The following is an 18,914-nucleotide window of genomic DNA, read 5'->3' on the forward strand; positions in this document are numbered from 1 at the left end:
ATGCATTGCTACCAACCAGAAATTGCGGAGCTGAGCGATCATGAATAAGCGAATTGTTGTGACCGGCATGGGTGCAGTGACCCCTTTGGGGAGCGGCGTGGAACAGACGTGGAAACGCTTGTTGGCGGGCCACTCCGGGATACGCCGACTGCCGGAGCAACTGGTCGGCGACCTGGCGATCAGCATTGGTGGGCAAGTGCTGGACCGCATTCAGGACCCTGAAGCCGGGTTTGACCCGGACACCGTCATCCCGGCCAAAGAACAGCGCAAGATGGACCGCTTCATCGTGTTTGCCCTGGCCGCCGCTCAAGAAGCCCTGGCCCAGGCCGGCTGGAATCCGCAAACTGCATCGCAACAGGAACGTACCGCGACCATTATTGCCTCCGGCGTCGGCGGCTTTCCGGCGATTGCCGAGGCGGTGCGGACCGCGGACAGCAAAGGCCCGCGACGCTTGTCGCCGTTCACCATTCCCTCGTTCCTCGGCAACATGGCCGCCGGGCATGTGTCGATCCAGCATCAGCTAAAAGGCCCGCTCGGCTCCCCCGTCACAGCCTGCGCCGCCGGTGTGCAAGCGATTGGCGACGCAGCCCGGATGATTCGCGCGGGAGAAATCGACATCGCCGTTTGCGGCGGCGCCGAAGCCTGTATTCACCGGGTCAGCCTGGGCGGTTTTGCCGCTGCGCGCGCGTTGTCCCACAGCTATAACGCCACTCCTGAGCTGGCCTCACGCCCCTTCGATCAAGGCCGCGACGGTTTTGTCATGGGCGAAGGTGCCGGATTGTTGGTCATCGAAGAACTCGAACATGCGCTGGCCCGGGGCGCGACCCCCATCGCGGAGCTGGTGGGATACGGCACCAGCGCCGACGCCTATCACATGACCTCCGGCCCGGAAGATGGGTCTGGTGCCCGCAGGGCAATGGAGCTGGCGATCCAACAGGCGGGGATCACTGCGGCGCAGATCCAGCATTTGAACGCCCATGCAACGTCGACCCCGGTGGGTGATAACGGCGAGTTGGCGGCCATCAACGCGTTATTCGGCGCACACGCAGGCGTTGCGATCAGCGCAACGAAGTCGGCAACCGGTCACCTGCTAGGTGCCGCAGGAGGAATCGAGGCGATATTCACGGTACTCGCCTTGCGCGACCAGATTGCCCCCGCCACGCTGAACCTGGACCACCCGGACGATGCGGCTGCAGGACTTGACTTGGTGCGCGGTGCAGCCCGGTCGATGCCTATTGAATATGCGATATCCAACGGGTTCGGGTTTGGCGGCGTCAACGCTAGCGTGCTGTTCAAGCGCTGGGACTTACGCTTGTAATCGCGTATTTGACGTGAATCCCCGCCCATGCTCTCCTACACATCTTGTTTCGGGTGCCCTTCACAGGGTGAAACGGGAAACCGGTGAGTCATGAGGTTATGACGAGTCCGGTGCTGCCCCCGCAACGGTAAGCGAGCGAAGCGTCAGAGCCACTGTGTCGACACGACATGGGAAGGCGATGCTTTTTGACGTCAAGTCCCTCGCAAGCCCGGAGACCGGCCCGAAAAAATCAGATAACAAACCCGCGGTGGGCGGGCGCTGTTAAGGCCCTGCGTGCCTGGCTCGCGGGGTTTTCATGCGCTCGTTTCACCCTGACACTCGAAAAGGGACGCGCCATGTCGATCATCAGCAGCACCTCGCACACCGCCAGCAGCACTGCCACCTTGAGCCAACGCCTGACCGCTGCCATTGGCGCGTCGATCCTCGGTGCGTGCCTGGTGTATTTCGCCGGTTTCTCGCATATCGAGGCCGTGCACAACGCCGCCCACGATACCCGCCACAGCGCCGCATTCCCGTGCCACTGAGACCTGCCGACATGATCAAGCGTATTGCGCAAACCGCAGGTTTCACTGGCCTGCTGGCCGCCCTGCTGCTGACCCTGCTGCAAAGCTTCTGGGTCGCCCCGTTGATTCTCCAGGCGGAAACCTTCGAGAAAGCCCCGGCCACCGAATTGCATGAACACGCCGATGGCGCGGCCGCCGCTCACGGCCATGACGCCGAAGCCTGGGAGCCGGCAGACGGTTGGCAGCGCGTGCTGTCCACCACCGGCGGTAACCTGGTGGTCGCTGTTGGTTTTGCCCTGATGCTGGCGGGTCTCTACACCTTGCGCGCGCCAACCCGCACGGCCCAAGGCCTGCTGTGGGGCTTGGCCGGTTACGCCACTTTCGTGCTGGCGCCGACCCTTGGCTTGCCGCCTGAGCTACCGGGCACTGCGGCCGCCGACTTGGCGCAACGGCAAATCTGGTGGATCGGTGCTGCGGCCTCCACCGCTACCGGTATCGCGTTGATTGTGTTCGGGCACAACTGGCTGCTGAAAGCGCTGGGCGTGGCGATTCTAGTGGTGCCTCACGTGATTGGCGCGCCGCAACCGGAAGTCCATTCGATGCTGGCGCCTGAAGCCCTGGAAGCACAGTTCAAGATTGCCTCGCAGCTGACCAACGTTGCGTTCTGGCTGGCCTTGGGCCTGATCAGTGCCTGGCTGTTTCGCCGCAATCGTGACGATCAGTACTCAGCATGAACACCGTGCCAACCCTGGTGGTTGGCCTGGGTTGCCGGCGGGGCTGTGGCGTCGACACCCTGCTCAACCTGTTCAATGCGGCCCTCGATGCCAGGGGGATCGAACGCCGGCACGTCATTGCACTGGCCAGCATCGACCGTAAACAGGATGAGCCGGGACTGCTGGCGCTGGCCAAGGTCCTGGATCTGCCACTGCAGTTTTTCAGTGCCGAGCAATTGGCGGGTTATGAAGCTCGATTGAGCCATAAGTCGCCCATCGCCCATGCACATACCGGTTGCTACGGCATCGCCGAAAGCGCGGCCCTGGCCCTGGCCGAATCCATGGCTCAGGCCTCTGCCTCACTGCTGATCACCCGCCAAAAAAACGCCCAGGCCACCTTTGCATTGGCGTGTGCCGGCTAAATTCCCGATAATCGTGCCCCTCGATCATGAGCAATCTTCATCTGAAGCCTTGCTCGCACGCGTTTGCACAGGAAAGCATCCATGACCGTCTTTTTCATCGGCGCCGGCCCCGGCGACCCGGAGCTGATCACCGTCAAGGGCCAGCGACTGATTCGCAGCTGCCCGGTGATCATCTATGCCGGCTCCCTGGTACCGGCGGCCGTGCTGGAAGGTCATCAGGCGGAACAGGTGGTCAACAGCGCTGAACTGCACCTGGAACAGATCATCGAGCTGATTAAAGTCGCCCACGAAAAGGGCCAGGATGTGGCTCGGGTGCATTCCGGCGACCCCAGCCTCTATGGCGCGATTGGCGAGCAGATCCGCGGCTTGAGAGCGCTGGGAATACCGTTTCAGATCATTCCAGGCGTAACAGCCGTGGCGGCCTGCGCCGCGCTGCTGGAGACCGAACTGACGCTGCCGGACATTGCCCAGAGCGTGATCCTGACCCGTTATGCCGATAAAATCGCAATGCCGGCAGGTGAGGCATTCAGCAGCCTGGCCCAGCATGGCACGACGATGGCGATTCACCTGGGGGTCAATCATCTGGAGAAGATCGTCGCTGAGCTGCTGCCCCATTACGGCGCGGATTGCCCGATTGCCGTGGTGCACCGTGCGACGTGGCCGGATCAGGACTGGGTTATTGGGACTCTCGCGGATATTGCCGAGAAAGTCGCGGCCAAGGGTTTCAGGCGTACGGCGTTGATTGTGGTGGGCCGGGTGTTGGCCAGTGACAGCTTCCGTGAGTCATCGCTCTATCGTGCGGGGCATGCCCACCTCTACCGCCCCTGAGCAAATTCTGAGCCCCATGCAAAACCCTGTGGGAGCCGGGCTTGCCCGCGATGACGGTGGCACAGCCCGCATTGATGTTGGCAGCCCTATCGCTATCGCGGGCAAGCCCGGCTCCCACACTTAACCTTTAACGTCATAAAGCATCCGTAATACATTGAATTATAGGCATAAAAAAACGGCGCTCGCGGGGCGCCGTTTTTTGTTCGCAACGAACGCCTTAATAGTAGGCGTTTTCTTTCTGCGTGTGGTCGGTCACGTCACGTACACCCTTGAGCTCGGGGATCCGCTCCAACAGAGTGCGCTCGATGCCTTCGCGCAAGGTCACGTCCGCCTGGCCACAGCCCTGGCAACCACCACCGAATTTCAACACGGCGATGCCGTCTTCGACCACATCGATCAGGCTGACCTGACCGCCGTGACTCGCAAGGCCCGGGTTGATTTCGGTTTGCAGGTAGTAATTGATGCGCTCGTTGACCGGGCTGTCAGCGTTGACGTTTGGCACCTTGGCGTTGGGCGCCTTGATGGTCAATTGGCCGCCCATGCGATCGGTGGCGTAGTCGACCACCGCATCGTCGAGGAAGGCTTCGCTGAACGCGTCGATATACGCGGTGAAGCTTTTCAGCCCCAGGGCGGTATCTTCGGGTTTTTCTTCGCCCGGTTTGCAGTAGGCAATGCACGTCTCGGCGTACTGAGTGCCGGGCTGGGTGATGAAGACGCGGATGCCGATGCCTGGGGTGTTCTGCTTGGACAGCAGATCAGCCAGGTAATCGTGGGCGGCGTCGGTAATGGTTATGGCAGTCATGGAAACTCCTCACAGGCTTGCCCGCAGTTTACGCCAAATTATTACGGAGGTACAAAGTCCTAGTGTTTTTGTCGGGATAGGCTTTTTTGGGGGAGATGGGGTTGGTGGGCATATCCGTTGTTGCGGTCACGGCTGCTATTGGTTCCGCTCTTACAGCGGGTCACTTTTGGAAAAGAGCCCCAAAAGTAACCAAAAGGGCTCTTGCCCCACCACTCGGCACCTCGCCTAGGCTCGGTGTGCCCTCACTCCGGCCTTGCTCCGTGGGCCGCCGCAATGGGCCATCCTTGGCCCAGTGCGGCTAAACCGGCGTCCTGCCGGTTTACCCACGGACCAAGGCCTGCGTTCAGCCAGCGTGGTTTAACGGGGCGCCTAAGATCAACGTCAAAAGCAGATCAAGAACACAGCGGCCTACCAGCCGGCTTGAGTGGTGTGAGGCAAAGGCAAAATCAAAAGCGGGCACGGTGGACTGTGGGAGCTGGCTTGCCTGCGATGCAGGCAACTCGGTCTTTCAGGAACACCGAGGTGATGCCATCGCAGGCAAGCCAGCTCCCACAGAAAAGCAAAAAAAGCAGCTTGGCTGTTGATCTGCTTTGATCTGCTCTGCTCTGCTCTGCTTTTGATTTTGATCTAGGCGCCCCGTTAAACCACGATGGCCGCACGCAGGTATTGCGTAGTGGGCACCCCGGCATGGATGCCGGGGTAGCCGCGACACGGCCATGGATGGCCGATCGCGGCGGGCCCACGGAGTAATGCCTGCGTTCGGGCACACCGAGCCTGAGCGAGGTGCCGAGTGGTGGGGCAAGAGCGTTTTGGTTACTTTGCCGCTTTTGCAAAGTGACCCGCTGTAAGAGCGGAACCAATAGCAGCCATCACCGCAGCAACGGATATGTACCCAACGCCAACCCCACCCCCCTACAAATTCTCATACCGATTCATATCCAACACCCCCTCCTCAACCGGCGCCGTCTCATGGATATACCGCGACAAGTCATGAAAGTACTGCCAAAACAACGGATGACTTCGACGAATCCCCCACCGATCCACGATTGCCTCAAACCGCTTCGCATCCTTGGCACTCTCCATCGCAGCCACAAACGCCGGCACTTCCTGCGCCGGAATATTGAACATGAAATTCGGATAGCTGCTGAGCACTCCCGGATAAATCGTCACCGTATCCAGACCCGGTTGGTAGCGATAAGCCTCACCCAACATAAACGCCACATTGCTGTGGGCCCGATTGCGCATCAGGCTGTACACCTCACGTTTGCCACTGCGGGTTTCAATCCGCAACATCGTCGCTTCCGGTAACTGCTCAATCACCTTGAGCCCGGCCGCCGGACGTGAAGTCAAACGGCTCAAGGCCTGTTCCGCATCCCGCAGCGCCGGATCGATACCCGGACGCGAGCAATAGGCACTGACACACCGATTGATCGGATCCGGGCTGGCATTCAGCTCGCTATAACGGGCCAGCAGTTGGTTGGCAAAATCACGCTTGGGATCCTTCTCGTCCAGGCTCAACCCCGTAGGCTTGTCGTCGTCAATCGCTTCATAATCCATCCACAACTTGACCTTGCCGCTGTTCTGATACCAGTCATCCAGAAAGCCGTCCCGCGAATCCGCAGGCATCAGGCGCAGGAAGTTCTGCTCGGCACCATTACGGATCAGGTCGAAGTACAGCCGGGTCTGCGCCTGGTGGGAGACATTACCGAAGACATCGAAGTTGACCGCCAACTGGTAATACGTGCGCTCCAGCAACGGATAGTCGAACAGCCACATCGTCTGCGGGACTTCGCCAATCAATCCCTTGGTCACCGAAGCACTGTCGAAGTGGCGGAAGATCGACAACAGCGCATTGTCATTACCGGCCCACAGGCTCGACCAACTAGGTGCGGACAAGTCAGCATAACTGTCGCGACGCAAGGCTTCATAAGCGTTGCGCTTGTCGCGGTAGGCCAGCCACAGGCTCAGCACGCTGCCCACGTCATCGTTTTGCCCAGGCATTGCCAGCAATGGCGTAGCCTGGCCACGATAGCGGGCATCGGTGATGTACAGGTCGTGATCGGGGTCTTGGAACAGCGTCCAGAAGTTATCGCGAATCACATCCGTGGCGATCTGCCCACGGCACACCGGCCCTCGAATAAAGGTGCGCACAAAGTATTCGGCGTTATCCAGCATGAACTGATAACGCGCCTTGGCCGGAATGGCTTCGAACGTCTCGAATGGGTTGGCCCGGCGCGCTGGCCCGTAGCCCGGCAAGGCATGCACTTGCCAGTCACCGCTGTAGAACAGTGACTTGATGCGGGCCATTTTATCGGCGCTGAACGGATAGGTGATGTGGGTCTTGTGCACGATCACCCCTTGCACCGGCCACAGGCGGTAGTACACCTGGGTGCCTGGATCGTCGTTGGGCCGGCGGGTGTTGATCAGGTCAATCGGCTGGCCGCTGGGCGTACGGGAACGCACCCACTGAAAGAAATGCCCCGGCTCGCCACCCTCAAAATAGATATGGGCCAGGAACAGGTGCTCATACAACCAACGCGCCACCAGGCTTTCCCGGGCGCCGGGCTGGTTGAACAGATTTTCCCATTGCTGGACCTGCAAGGCTTCCTGGGCGCTCGGTGCCAGGCCTTGTTCATCGATAGGCGCGCCAGAGGCCAGCCAACGTTGCAGGGTTTGGTATTGCTGATCGGTCAGGCCAGTGACGGCCAGCGGCATGCCTTCTTTGGGGTGGGCGCCGGCATAAGCGTCGAACTCGCCGGGCATCGGGCACATATTTTCGCGGCTCAGACCCAGGACAATTTCGTCTGGCAACTTGGCGTTCGGCTGCAAGGGCGCGTTATGCCCCAACTCCAGCATCCGCGCCATCAACGCTGCCTGGCTGCCCTGGGCGTCAAGTACTGAGCCAAACCCCTGGCGCTGCCACGCGGCCTTGCCGAACGCGTCATAAAACAAGCGGGTCGGCGGCGTGGCCTTGCTGCGTTCGCCATCGTAGACCGGAACCTTGGTTGCGCCGCGAGCGGCGCCTTCGCCACTGCCCAGGTTGAGCTGGCAAGCCGAGTCATAGCAGGCGTGGCAGGCCACGCACTTCTCGGTAAAAATCGGTTGAATATCACGGGTATAGGAAATCGCCGGGGCGGGACCTTGGGCCTGTGTGCTGCTGGCTATCAGCAATAGAAGAACGCTGATGATGAGGCGATACGACATGTTCCCGGTCCCGATTCAATACGTGCGATAAAAACCCGGGCGATTCTACCGGGCTACAGCCCTCACCAACATGAGCGATATTCATGCAAAACCCGAACATGCTCTAAAAGCGCACAGGTTTGCTATGATCCCCACCCTTCGTAATCGCCTGACCAGAGTAGTCCCATGTCCGATCGTAGCGCTCGTCTGCAAGCCCTTCACCAAGCCCTCAAGGAACGCATCCTGATCCTCGACGGCGGTATGGGCACGATGATCCAGAGCTACAAACTGGAAGAACAAGACTACCGTGGCAAACGCTTCGCCGACTGGCCTAGCGACGTCAAGGGCAACAACGACCTGCTGATCCTCACCCGGCCTGACGTGATCGGCGGGATCGAGAAGGCTTACTTGGATGCCGGCGCCGACATCCTCGAAACCAATACTTTTAACGCCACCCAAGTGTCCCAGGCCGACTACGGCATGGAGGGGCTCGCCTATGAATTGAACGTAGAAGGCGCCCGCCTGGCACGCAAGGTCGCCGACGCAAAAACCCTCGAGACCCCGGACAAGCCGCGTTTCGTCGCAGGCGTGCTCGGCCCGACCAGCCGTACCTGCTCGCTGTCGCCCGATGTGAACAACCCAGGCTACCGCAACGTGACCTTCGATGAACTGGTGGAAAACTACACCGAGGCCACCAAAGGCCTGATCGAAGGCGGTGCGGACATGATCCTCATCGAAACCATCTTCGACACCCTCAACGCCAAGGCCGCGATCTTCGCTGTGCAGGGCGTGTATGAAGAGTTAGGTGTCGAACTGCCGATCATGATTTCCGGCACCATCACCGATGCCTCCGGCCGCACCCTGTCGGGCCAGACCACCGAAGCGTTCTGGAACTCCATCAGCCACGCCAAACCGATTTCCGTTGGCTTGAACTGCGCCCTGGGCGCCAGCGAACTGCGACCGTACCTGGAAGAGCTGTCGAACAAGGCCAACACCTACGTTTCGGCTCACCCGAACGCCGGTTTGCCTAACGAGTTCGGCGAGTACGACGAACTGCCATCGCAAACCGCCAAGGTCATCGAAGAGTTCGCCCAGAGCGGCTTCCTCAATATCGTCGGTGGTTGCTGCGGCACCACTCCGGGCCATATCGAAGCCATCGCCAAAGCCGTGGCCGGTTATGCGCCACGCCAGATTCCGGATATCCCCAAGGCTTGCCGCCTGTCTGGCCTTGAGCCGTTCACCATCGACCGCAGTTCGCTGTTCGTCAACGTCGGTGAGCGCACCAACATCACCGGCTCCGCGCGCTTCGCCCGACTGATCCGTGAAGACAACTACACCGAAGCCCTGGAAGTCGCCCTGCAACAGGTGGAAGCCGGCGCCCAGGTAATCGACATCAACATGGACGAAGGGATGCTCGACTCGAAGAAGGCCATGGTGACCTTCCTCAACCTGATTGCCGGCGAACCGGACATCTCCCGCGTGCCGATCATGATCGACTCCTCCAAGTGGGAAGTGATCGAAGCCGGCCTCAAATGCATCCAGGGCAAGGGTATCGTCAACTCCATCAGCATGAAGGAAGGCGTCGAGCAGTTCATTCACCACGCCAAGCTGTGCAAGCGCTACGGCGCTGCGGTGGTGGTGATGGCGTTCGACGAAGCCGGTCAGGCCGACACCGAGGCGCGCAAGAAAGAGATCTGCAAACGCTCCTACGACATCCTGGTGAATGAAGTCGGCTTCCCGCCGGAAGACATCATCTTCGACCCGAACATTTTTGCGGTCGCCACCGGCATCGAAGAGCACAACAACTACGCCGTCGATTTCATCAACGCCTGTGCCTACATCCGCGACCACCTGCCGTATGCGCTGACCTCGGGCGGCGTGTCCAACGTGTCGTTCTCGTTCCGGGGCAACAACCCGGTGCGTGAGGCGATTCACTCGGTGTTCCTGCTGTACGCGATCCGCAATGGCTTGAGCATGGGTATCGTCAACGCTGGCCAACTGGAGATCTACGACCAGATTCCAGTGGAATTGCGTGACGCCGTGGAAGACGTAGTGCTTAACCGCACGCCGGAAGGCACCGACGCCCTCCTCGCCATCGCCGACAAGTACAAGGGCGACGGCAGCGTCAAGGAAGCCGAGACCGAGGAATGGCGTGGCTGGCCCGTCAACAAGCGCCTGGAACACGCGCTAGTCAAAGGCATCACCACCCACATTGTTGAAGACACCGAAGAGTCCCGGCAGTCGTTCGCGCGCCCGATCGAAGTGATCGAAGGTCCGTTGATGTCCGGCATGAACATCGTCGGCGACCTGTTTGGCGCCGGCAAAATGTTCCTGCCCCAAGTGGTGAAATCCGCTCGGGTGATGAAGCAGGCCGTGGCTCACTTGATCCCGTTCATCGAGCTGGAGAAAGGCGACAAGCCGGAAGCCAAGGGCAAGATCCTGATGGCCACCGTCAAAGGTGACGTGCACGACATCGGCAAGAACATCGTCGGCGTGGTGCTGGGTTGCAACGGCTATGACATTGTCGATTTGGGCGTGATGGTTCCGGCCGAAAAGATCCTGCAAGTGGCCAAGGAACAGAAGTGCGACATCATCGGCCTGTCCGGCCTGATCACCCCGTCGCTCGATGAGATGGTGCATGTCGCCCGCGAGATGCAGCGCCAGGACTTCCACCTGCCACTGATGATCGGTGGCGCCACCACGTCCAAGGCCCACACGGCGGTGAAGATCGAACCCAAGTACAGCAACGATGCAGTGATCTACGTCACCGACGCTTCCCGCGCCGTGGGCGTGGCCACGCAGTTGCTGTCCAAGGAACTGAAGGCCGGTTTCGTCGAGAAAACCCGCCTGGAATACATCGACGTACGCGAGCGCACCGCCAACCGCAGCGCCCGCACCGAACGCCTGAGCTACCCGGCGGCCATCGCCAAGAAGCCGCAGTTCGACTGGAGCAGCTACACGCCAGTCAAACCGACGTTTACCGGCTCCAAGGTGTTGGACAATATCGACCTCAAGGTGCTGGCCGAATACATCGACTGGACGCCGTTCTTTATCTCCTGGGACCTGGCCGGCAAATTCCCACGCATCCTCACCGATGAAGTCGTAGGTGAAGCCGCCACCGCGCTGTACGCCGATGCCCAGGAGATGCTCGCCAAGCTGATCGACGAAAAACTCATCAGCGCCCGCGCCGTGTTCGGTTTCTGGCCGACCAACCAGGTGCAGGACGATGACCTGGAAGTGTACGGTGATGACGGCCAGCCGATTGCCAAGCTGCACCACCTGCGCCAGCAAATCATCAAGACCGACGGCAAGCCCAACTTCTCCCTGGCTGACTTCGTTGCACCCAAGGACAGCGGCGTGACCGACTACATCGGTGGTTTCATCACCACCGCTGGCATCGGCGCCGAAGAAGTCGCGAAGGCTTACCAGGACGCTGGCGACGACTATAACTCGATCATGGTCAAGGCCCTGGCCGACCGCCTCGCCGAGGCTTGTGCCGAATGGCTGCACCAGCAAGTGCGTAAAGAACATTGGGGCTACGCCAAGGATGAACAACTGGATAACGAGGCGCTGATCAAGGAGCAATACAGCGGTATCCGGCCTGCCCCAGGCTACCCGGCGTGCCCGGATCACACCGAGAAAGCCCAACTGTTCCAACTGCTCGACCCGCAAGCCAGCGAAATGCATGCCGGGCGCAGTGGCGTGTTCCTCACAGAGCACTACGCGATGTTCCCCGCAGCAGCGGTCAGTGGCTGGTACTTCGCCCATCCACAGGCGCAGTACTTTGCCGTGGGCAAGGTCGACAAGGATCAGGTGGCGAGCTACACCGCGCGCAAGAACCAGGACCTGGCCGTGACCGAGCGCTGGCTGGCGCCGAATCTGGGCTACGACAACTAATCCCTGTGGCGAGGGGGCTTGCCCCCGTTGGGTTGCGAAGCAACCCTAAAACCTGCCATCTCGGTCTATCTGAAAAATCAGCGATCTTATTGGGGCTGCTACGCAGCCCAACGCGGGGCAAGCCCACTCGCCACAGGGGGCATGCTGACCACAGAAGCCTGACCCGCCCGGCTTTCGCTGTTCGACTATGCTGTCCTCACACACCTTGTAGCGAGGGATGTATGGACGATCCAGTCGACAACAAGCCGCCAACCTTCTGGCAAATGCTCCACAGCGTGATGGCTGCCGCCTTTGGCGTACAAAGCGGCAAGAACCGCGCCCGGGACTTTACCCACGGCAAACCCAGCCATTTCGTGGTACTGGGGATCCTGTTCACCGCAATCTTCGCCTTGGCGCTGTTTGGCATCGTCAAGTTGGTGCTGCATCTGGCCGGGGTATAAGCACAGTCAGTGCATCAGCAGTTGCAGGCTGAAGGGATAACGGTAGGACTCGGGCTTGCCTTGGGCTGACAGTGCACGAAAATCCACGTTGTATTGCTGGCTGGCGTTGATGGCTTGTAGACGCCGAGCCTGCTCCGGCTCGATCAACTGGAACAGTGCTTCCTTGCGGTAACGACCGCCATGCAAACCGATATCCACGCCGTGGGCATCGTCATCGAGCAGCACCATTGCCCAGCCACCCGTGGTGAAATGCCCGGCCACCAGTGTATTCAGCCGACCTTCAATGCGTGCACCCAGCACCTCGGACGAGCTATTGACCGCACTGAACAACACGTCCTTGCCGGGTGTGTGTCCGGCCTCCTGCGCCGCCTGCATGGCCCCCAAGGCCATTTCATCGTTGGCCGACCACACCAGCGCCGTCTGCGGATAACGCTTGAACAACTGTGTGGCCTGCTCAAAGGCGCGCTGGCGGTTCCATTCGCCATACACCACCTGACGCAGGCGCACTTCAGGATGCTCGTACAGGGCACGGCGCAGGCCATCTTCGCGTCGCTGGGCCGCAGGAGTGTTCTTGGCGCCGGAAAAGGCCAGCAGGTCAAGGGACTGGCCAGGCTTGGTCTCACCGAACTGACGCAGCATGTCCTTGAGCATCAGGTAACCGGCCAGCTCATCGTCAGCCACGATACTGCCAATCCAGTTAGGGTATTTGCCAGCGTCCAGCAACTGCATCTGATCGACCGTCAGGGCGTTGTTGACGATTAGCAGCTTGACGCCACTGCCCTGGGATAGACGCAGAATTTGCGGGGCGATGTACTGCTCGTTGACCAGCACCAGGTAATCCGGTCGCTCTGGCCCCTGCAAGGCTTCACGGGCCTGTTGGAGGGTGTTCTGCGGGTCGCGCTCGGAATAGCGCACGCGCAAATCCAGGCCGAGGTCCTTGGCGGCGGCCTGCATGAATTGCGCATAACTGACCCAGAAGGTTTCAGTCGAAGTGCCGGGATTGAGAAAGACCACCGACGTTGCATGGGCCGTTGCCCCGCACACCATCCCCACCAACCACACACACGCACAAAGAACCTTCAGCATTGTTGCCCGAACCCCGAAAATTGACAGCCCATGATAGTGGCAATAAGCCGTTCCATCTCGGCTAATTACCAGTTGTCGGACAATCGGAGACTGCATCAGGACTCGGGCAACCCCCTTTATTGGTGACTGACCCAGAACACAGCGGTTGAAACCACTAGGATTATCAGGAACAGAATGGCCCAAGCGTCCACGGCACTGTCGCTTTTACGGGCTTTGGTTGGATTGCTCATCGCATCGCCTCTTGTCGGTTTTATAGGTGATTGCACTAAGACTCGACCACAGTAAAGATCATGGTTGCCCGTATGACAAATGTGGGTAATTCGATAACCAGTCTCATTAGTCGATTTGGTTCTTTGCATATACTCAAACATCACTTTTGCGCATAAACGCAAACTGGTATCGTGCGCCGGCTCCGTTGGGAGTGCGCGGCCGTGCGCGCAGATTTGCCGAGAACAGGACCTATATGTACGTATACGACGAATACGATCAGCGCATCATCGAGGACCGCGTCAAGCAGTTCCGTGATCAGACCCGACGCTATCTGGCAGGTGAACTGAGCGAAGAAGAGTTCCGCCCTCTGCGCCTGCAAAATGGCCTTTATGTTCAGCGCTTTGCGCCGATGCTGCGGGTTGCCGTGCCCTATGGCCAATTGACTTCGCGCCAGACGCGGATGATGGCCAAGATTGCCCGCGACTTCGACAAAGGCTACGCCCACATCAGTACCCGCCAGAACGTTCAGTTCAACTGGCCGGCGCTGGAAGACGTGCCGGACATCCTCGCTGAGTTGGCCACCGTGCAGATGCACGCGATTCAGACCAGCGGTAACTGCTTGCGCAACGTCACCACCGACCAGTTCGCAGGTGTTGCCGCCGATGAGCTGATTGATCCGCGCCCGTGGTGCGAAATTGTCCGTCAGTGGACCACCTTCCACCCGGAATTCGCCTACCTGCCGCGCAAGTTCAAGATCGCCATCAATGGCTCGACTTCGGACCGTGCAGCGATTGAAGTCCATGACATCGGCCTGGAGCCGGTACACAACGCTGCAGGCGAACTGGGTTTCCGCGTACTGGTGGGTGGCGGCCTGGGTCGTACCCCGGTGGTGGGGGCCTTCATCAATGAGTTCCTGCCATGGCAGGACCTGTTGAGCTACCTCGACGCTATCCTGCGGGTCTACAACCGCTATGGCCGTCGTGACAACAAGTACAAGGCCCGCATCAAGATCCTGGTGAAAGCGCTGACCCCTGAAGTCTTCGCCCAGAAAGTCGACGCCGAGATGGAACACCTGCGCGGCGGCCAGACCACCCTGACCGAAGCTGAAGTGCATCGCGTCGCCAAACACTTCGTCGACCCGGACTACAAGGCCTTGAGCAATCTGGACGCCGAATTGGCCGAGCTCGATCAACAACACCCAGGCTTTGCCCGCTGGCGTGTGCGCAATACCCTGGCTCACAAGAAGCCAGGCTATGTCGCCGTGACCCTGTCGCTCAAGCCGACTGGCGTAGCACCGGGCGATATCACTGACAAGCAACTGGACGGCGTCGCCGACCTGGCCGAGCGCTACAGTTATGGCCAACTGCGCACCTCCCACGAACAGAACATCATCCTGGCCGATGTTGAACAGAGCCAGTTGTTCACCCTGTGGGGCGAGTTGCGCGAACAAGGTTTCGCCACGCCGAACATCGGCCTGTTGACCGACATCATCTGCTGCCCGGGCGGCGACTTCTGCTCCCTGGCCAACGCCAAGTCGATCCCGATTGCCGAGTCGATCCAGCGTCGTTTCGATGACCTGGATTACCTGTTCGACATCGGCGAACTGGACCTGAACATCTCCGGCTGCATGAACGCCTGTGGTCACCACCACGTCGGCCATATCGGCATCCTCGGGGTGGACAAGAAAGGCGAAGAATTCTACCAAGTGTCCCTGGGCGGCAGTGCCAGCCGCGACGCGAGCCTGGGCAAGATCCTCGGCCCGTCCTTCGCCCAGGAAGCCATGCCTGAAGTGATCGGCAAGCTGATTGATGTCTACATTGAACAGCGCACCGAAGATGAGCGTTTCATCGACACCTATCAGCGCATCGGCATCGACCTGTTCAAGGAGCGCGTCTATGCAGCGAATCATTAAAAACAACGAAGTGGTCGACGAAACCTGGCACCTGTTGCCCAAGGACGCGACCCTCGATGGCATCTCCAACTGCGACGACCTGATCGTGCCGCTGGCCCTGTGGCGCGAGCACGCTCACGCTCTCAAGGCCCGCGATGGCGGCCTGGGTGTGTGGCTGGACGCGGAAGAAGAAGCCGAAGAAATCGGTGACGATGTGACCAACTTCCAGGTCATCGCCCTGAACTTCCCGGCCTTCACCGACGGTCGCAACTACTCCAACGCCCGCCTGCTGCGTGACCGTTATGGTTACAAGGGTGAGCTGCGGGCGATTGGCGATGTGCTCCGCGACCAACTGTTCTACCTGCACCGCTGCGGGTTCGATGCCTACGCCTTGCGCGCTGACAAAGACCCGTATGAAGCCCTGGAAAGTCTCAAGGACTTCTCGGTGACCTACCAGGCAGCGACTGACGAACCGTTGCCGTTGTTCCGCCGGCGCTAAGCACCAGCGTATAAAAAACCCTGGCATGCCAGGGTTAATGAGATGGTCACCCCCAACACCCTGTGAGGGCTACGCTTTCACGGGGTGTTTTGTTTTCGGAGGCCATCATCATGAGCGAGTCAGCACTGATCGGTATCGATCTCGGCAAACATACTTTCCACCTGCACGGCCAGGATAAGTCGGGCTGTGAGGTGTTTCGCAAAAAATGCTCACGGACGCAAATGATGCAGTTTTTCGGCAACTCGCCGAGCTGTATCGTGGTGATGGAGGCCTGTGCGGGGTCGCACTATGTTGCTCGTCAGTTGGCGGCAATGGGGCACACGGCCAAGCTGATTTCTCCGCAGTTCGTTAAGCCCTTCGTCAAGGGCAATAAAAACGACTTTGTCGACGCTGAGGCAATCTGCGAAGCCGCTTCGCGCCCATCTATGCGCTTCGTCACGCCTAAAACCGAATCCCAGCAAACCCTGTCCGTGCTACACCGGATGCGCGAATCGCTGGTGCATGACCGCACCAAAACGGCTAATCAGATGCACGGTTTCCTGCTGGAGTTTGGGATCAGTCTGCCCAAAGGGTTGGCCATCATGAAGCGTCTGGCGAGCGCCTTGGCCGAGCATGAATTACCCGTTCGTCTGACGATATTGTTGCAACGCCTGCACGACCACTTTGCCTACCTGGATGAGCAAATCAAGGTCTTGGACAAAGAGCTGGCGGGCCAACTGGCCGACGATGATCTGGGCAGTCGTTTGCTGAGTCTTCCATGTGTCGGCCCGATCACCGCCAGCCTGCTGGCTGTAGAAATGGGCGACGGCAAGCAGTACCGATGCAGTCGGGACTTTGCCGCCTCAGTGGGCTTGGTGCCCAGACAGTACAGCACCGGTGGCAAGGCCAACTTGCTGGGAATCAGCAAGCGTGGTGACAAGCACCTGCGACAACTGTTGGTGCAGTGTTCCAGGGTCTATATGCAAAATCTGGAGCACCAAAAAGGCGCCTTGGCCGATTGGGTGCGCTCATTGCTAAGTCGACGACATTCGAATGTCGTGGCCTGTGCCCTGGCTAACAAACTGGCGCGTATCGCTTGGGCGATAGCCGCTCACCATACGCAATATGAAGCAGGGCCAGACGCCTTGAACGCCTGACCCCGCGGTTGTTGCAGTACCACGATTCACCTTCAGGTTTTGCGATAGCTGAACAACAGATGATGTGAACGGCACACCGGCCTGGCGAAGATCCTGACATAAAAATCGGCTTCAGAAGCCGACGGGTTTTAAGGATCGTCAGGCGCGACTCTCATCGTGGCGCTGGGGCATGCCCCAAACAGACGCCGGATAGATTTAAGCAAGCCAACCACACCACCCGTTAATCAGTATTGCAAAAATGGGGGTGACCATAGATTTTTCATGGGTTGATTTTGATCGACGCCAGTACCTGATTCTGCCCCATGGAACACGGCACGCCTTCCGGGTGCGCCCGTACCGCCTCGATTACGCCCAGCAACTGCGCCTTGCTGTGCGCCAACTGCGCCTGCATCACCTCGATCTGCGCCACTTTGCTCTCCAGCCCCTCAATCAGTGCCTCACGCTTGTGCTCACCTTCGGTCGGCATCAGGGCTTTAAGTTCCTGCAAGGTAAACCCGGCCTGTTGTGCGCTCTGGATCAACTGCAGAGTCTGTAGTGCCTGCGGCGCATAACGCCGATATCCATTGGCCTGGCGCCCTACCTGACTGATCAGCCCTTCAGCTTCGTAAAACCGAATGCGCGACGCCGCCAACCCGCTGAGCTTTGCCAATTCGCCAATATTCATCGCTACGCCCTTCTTACCCGCTTGACATTAAAGTTAGCTTTAAGCTTAGCCTGAGGCCTCCGCAAACGAGGAGTCAACCATGTCGCCCTTTTCAGCCCTGCTATTGCCCAACGGCCAGACCATCGGTAACCGCATCGCTAAGGCGGCGATGGAAGAGAATATGGCCGATCTGCACCAGGCTCCCTCTGAAGCGCTCATGCGCCTGTACCAGTCCTGGGCCGACGGCGAGCCAGGGCTGCTGTTGACCGGCAATGTGATGATCGACCGCCGCGCCATGACCGGCCCCGGCGGGGTTGCGCTGGAAAACGAGGAGCACCTGGACAAGTTTCGCCAATGGGCCGCGATTGGCCGCGCCAAAGGTGCGCACTTCTGGATCCAGCTCAACCACCCGGGTCGTCAGACCCAGGCCAACCTAGGCCAGCAAGCATGGGCGCCTTCAGCGGTAGCGCTGGACCTTGGTGGTTTCTCAAAGATGTTTTCCCAACCCAAAGCCATGGGCGAGGAAGAGATTGAGGAAGTGATCGCGCGTTTTGCCAGCAGCGCACGCCTGGCTGAAAAAGCGGGTTTCACCGGCGTACAGATTCATGCGGCGCACGGCTATTTGCTCAGTCAATTTCTCTCCCCTTTGAGCAACAAGCGCACTGATCGCTGGGGCGGCTCGCTGGAAAACCGCGCGCGCCTGTTGCTGGAAGTGGTAAAGGCCGTACGGGCGGCTGTCAGCCCCGATTTTTGCGTGGCGGTTAAGCTCAATTCAGCAGATTTCCAACGCGGTGGTTTTGACGCCAACGACGCCCGCGCCGTGGTTGAACTGCTCAATGCATTGCCCCTTGATTTGCTGGAACTGTCCGGCGGCAGTTACGAAGCACCGGCGATGCAAGGTGAAGCACGAGACGGTCGAACCCTGGCCCGCGAAGCGTACTTCCTCGAGATGGCCTGCGAGCTCGCAAGCCTGGCGCGTATGCCGGTGATGGTGACCGGGGGCATCCGCCGCTTGCCGGTGGTCCAGCAGGTACTGGACAGCGGCATCGCCATGGCCGGGATTGCCACCGCCCTGACCCTCGAGCCACAGCTAATCAAGCAATGGCGCGAAGGCCGCGATCTCAACCCGCAGATACCGCCCATTCGCTGGAAACGCAAACCACTGGCCGCCCTGGCGACCATGGCGGTGGTGCACCATCAACTGCGTCGACTGAGTCAGGGGCGCCAGCCGAAACCGGGCATCGCGCCGCTGTTGGCGCTGATCAGGGACCAATTGTTCATCGCTAAACGCACCCGCCAGTACCGCGCCGCGATGAACAATTAGTCATGTTGGCGGGTGAGTA

The 18,914-nt window shown here is 59.7% G+C and carries 15 protein-coding genes and 1 riboswitch; of the genes, 11 read left to right on the forward strand and 4 right to left on the reverse strand.

From position 1 onward, the window contains the following. The first annotated feature begins 40 nt into the window (after positions 1-40). From fabF to cobM, 5 genes are all read left to right on the forward strand, one after another. Positions 41-1,318, forward strand: a complete 1,278-nt coding sequence (fabF, locus tag HKK55_RS11640) for a beta-ketoacyl-ACP synthase II (RefSeq protein WP_169354813.1) — start codon at positions 41-43, stop codon at positions 1,316-1,318. Between the two features lie 34 nt (positions 1,319-1,352). Next, positions 1,353-1,557, forward strand: a riboswitch (cobalamin riboswitch). Between the two features lie 96 nt (positions 1,558-1,653). After that, positions 1,654-1,842, forward strand: coding sequence for a CbtB-domain containing protein (locus tag HKK55_RS11645; RefSeq protein WP_024075128.1), 189 nt, complete (start codon positions 1,654-1,656; stop codon positions 1,840-1,842). Between the two features lie 11 nt (positions 1,843-1,853). Next, positions 1,854-2,555 carry a CbtA family protein gene (locus tag HKK55_RS11650; RefSeq protein WP_169354814.1) on the forward strand — a complete coding sequence of 234 codons (702 nt, stop codon included), beginning with the start codon at positions 1,854-1,856 and terminating at the stop codon, positions 2,553-2,555. After that, positions 2,552-2,956, forward strand: a complete 405-nt coding sequence (locus HKK55_RS11655) for a cobalamin biosynthesis protein (RefSeq protein WP_169354815.1) — start codon at positions 2,552-2,554, stop codon at positions 2,954-2,956. Before HKK55_RS11650 ends, HKK55_RS11655 begins: the two co-directional genes overlap by 4 nt. Positions 2,957-3,037: 81 nt before the next feature. After that, positions 3,038-3,784 (forward strand): precorrin-4 C(11)-methyltransferase, encoded by a 747-nt coding sequence (gene cobM, locus HKK55_RS11660; protein WP_169354816.1) that lies wholly within the window; start codon positions 3,038-3,040, stop codon positions 3,782-3,784. Positions 3,785-4,001: 217 nt separating this feature from the next. Here the strand turns inward: cobM and nfuA are convergent, their stop codons facing one another. Both nfuA and HKK55_RS11670 read right to left on the reverse strand, forming a co-directional pair. Beyond that, positions 4,002-4,586 (reverse strand): Fe-S biogenesis protein NfuA, encoded by a 585-nt coding sequence (gene nfuA / locus HKK55_RS11665; protein ID WP_003173594.1) that lies wholly within the window; start codon positions 4,584-4,586, stop codon positions 4,002-4,004. 912 nt (positions 4,587-5,498) lie between these two features. After that, a complete protein-coding gene (locus HKK55_RS11670; RefSeq protein WP_169354817.1) occupies positions 5,499-7,790 on the reverse strand; it encodes a fatty acid cis/trans isomerase in 2,292 nt (763 codons plus the stop codon). Between the two features lie 165 nt (positions 7,791-7,955). Between HKK55_RS11670 and metH the strand changes: the two genes are divergently transcribed. After that, entirely contained in the window at positions 7,956-11,666 is a 3,711-nt protein-coding gene (gene metH, locus HKK55_RS11675) for a methionine synthase (protein ID WP_169354818.1), read from the forward strand. Between the two features lie 221 nt (positions 11,667-11,887). Next, a complete protein-coding gene (locus tag HKK55_RS11680) occupies positions 11,888-12,106 on the forward strand; it encodes a DUF2970 domain-containing protein (RefSeq protein ID WP_155583867.1) in 219 nt (72 codons plus the stop codon). Between the two features lie 6 nt (positions 12,107-12,112). Here the strand turns inward: HKK55_RS11680 and HKK55_RS11685 are convergent, their stop codons facing one another. Next, positions 12,113-13,192: an ABC transporter substrate-binding protein gene (locus tag HKK55_RS11685; RefSeq protein WP_169354819.1), complete on the reverse strand. Its 1,080-nt coding sequence runs from the start codon at positions 13,190-13,192 to the stop codon at positions 12,113-12,115. Between the two features lie 463 nt (positions 13,193-13,655). On the opposite strand from HKK55_RS11685, the gene HKK55_RS11690 reads away from it, so the two are divergent. From HKK55_RS11690 to HKK55_RS11700, 3 genes are all read left to right on the forward strand, one after another. Continuing rightward, positions 13,656-15,314, forward strand: coding sequence for a nitrite/sulfite reductase (locus tag HKK55_RS11690; protein ID WP_169354820.1), 1,659 nt, complete (start codon positions 13,656-13,658; stop codon positions 15,312-15,314). Beyond that, a complete protein-coding gene (locus tag HKK55_RS11695; protein ID WP_169354821.1) occupies positions 15,298-15,792 on the forward strand; it encodes a DUF934 domain-containing protein in 495 nt (164 codons plus the stop codon). The genes HKK55_RS11690 and HKK55_RS11695 overlap by 17 nt, the downstream gene beginning before the upstream one ends. Before the next feature lie 110 nt (positions 15,793-15,902). Further along, positions 15,903-16,928, forward strand: a complete 1,026-nt coding sequence (locus HKK55_RS11700; RefSeq protein WP_169353046.1) for an IS110 family transposase — start codon at positions 15,903-15,905, stop codon at positions 16,926-16,928. Positions 16,929-17,187: 259 nt separating this feature from the next. On the opposite strand, the gene HKK55_RS11705 is transcribed toward HKK55_RS11700, so the two are convergent. Next, positions 17,188-17,592 carry a MerR family transcriptional regulator gene (locus HKK55_RS11705; RefSeq protein WP_169354822.1) on the reverse strand — a complete coding sequence of 135 codons (405 nt, stop codon included), beginning with the start codon at positions 17,590-17,592 and terminating at the stop codon, positions 17,188-17,190. A 79-nt stretch (positions 17,593-17,671) separates the two neighbouring features. On the opposite strand from HKK55_RS11705, the gene HKK55_RS11710 reads away from it, so the two are divergent. Continuing rightward, complete coding sequence (locus HKK55_RS11710) at positions 17,672-18,895, forward strand: NADH:flavin oxidoreductase/NADH oxidase family protein (RefSeq protein WP_169354823.1); 1,224 nt, start codon at positions 17,672-17,674, stop codon at positions 18,893-18,895. The last annotated feature ends 19 nt before the right edge of the window (positions 18,896-18,914 follow it).

Origin of the sequence: Pseudomonas sp. ADAK18, from assembly GCF_012935695.1 — a bacterium.
In the GTDB taxonomy this organism is placed as follows: Bacteria; Pseudomonadota; Gammaproteobacteria; order Pseudomonadales; family Pseudomonadaceae; genus Aquipseudomonas.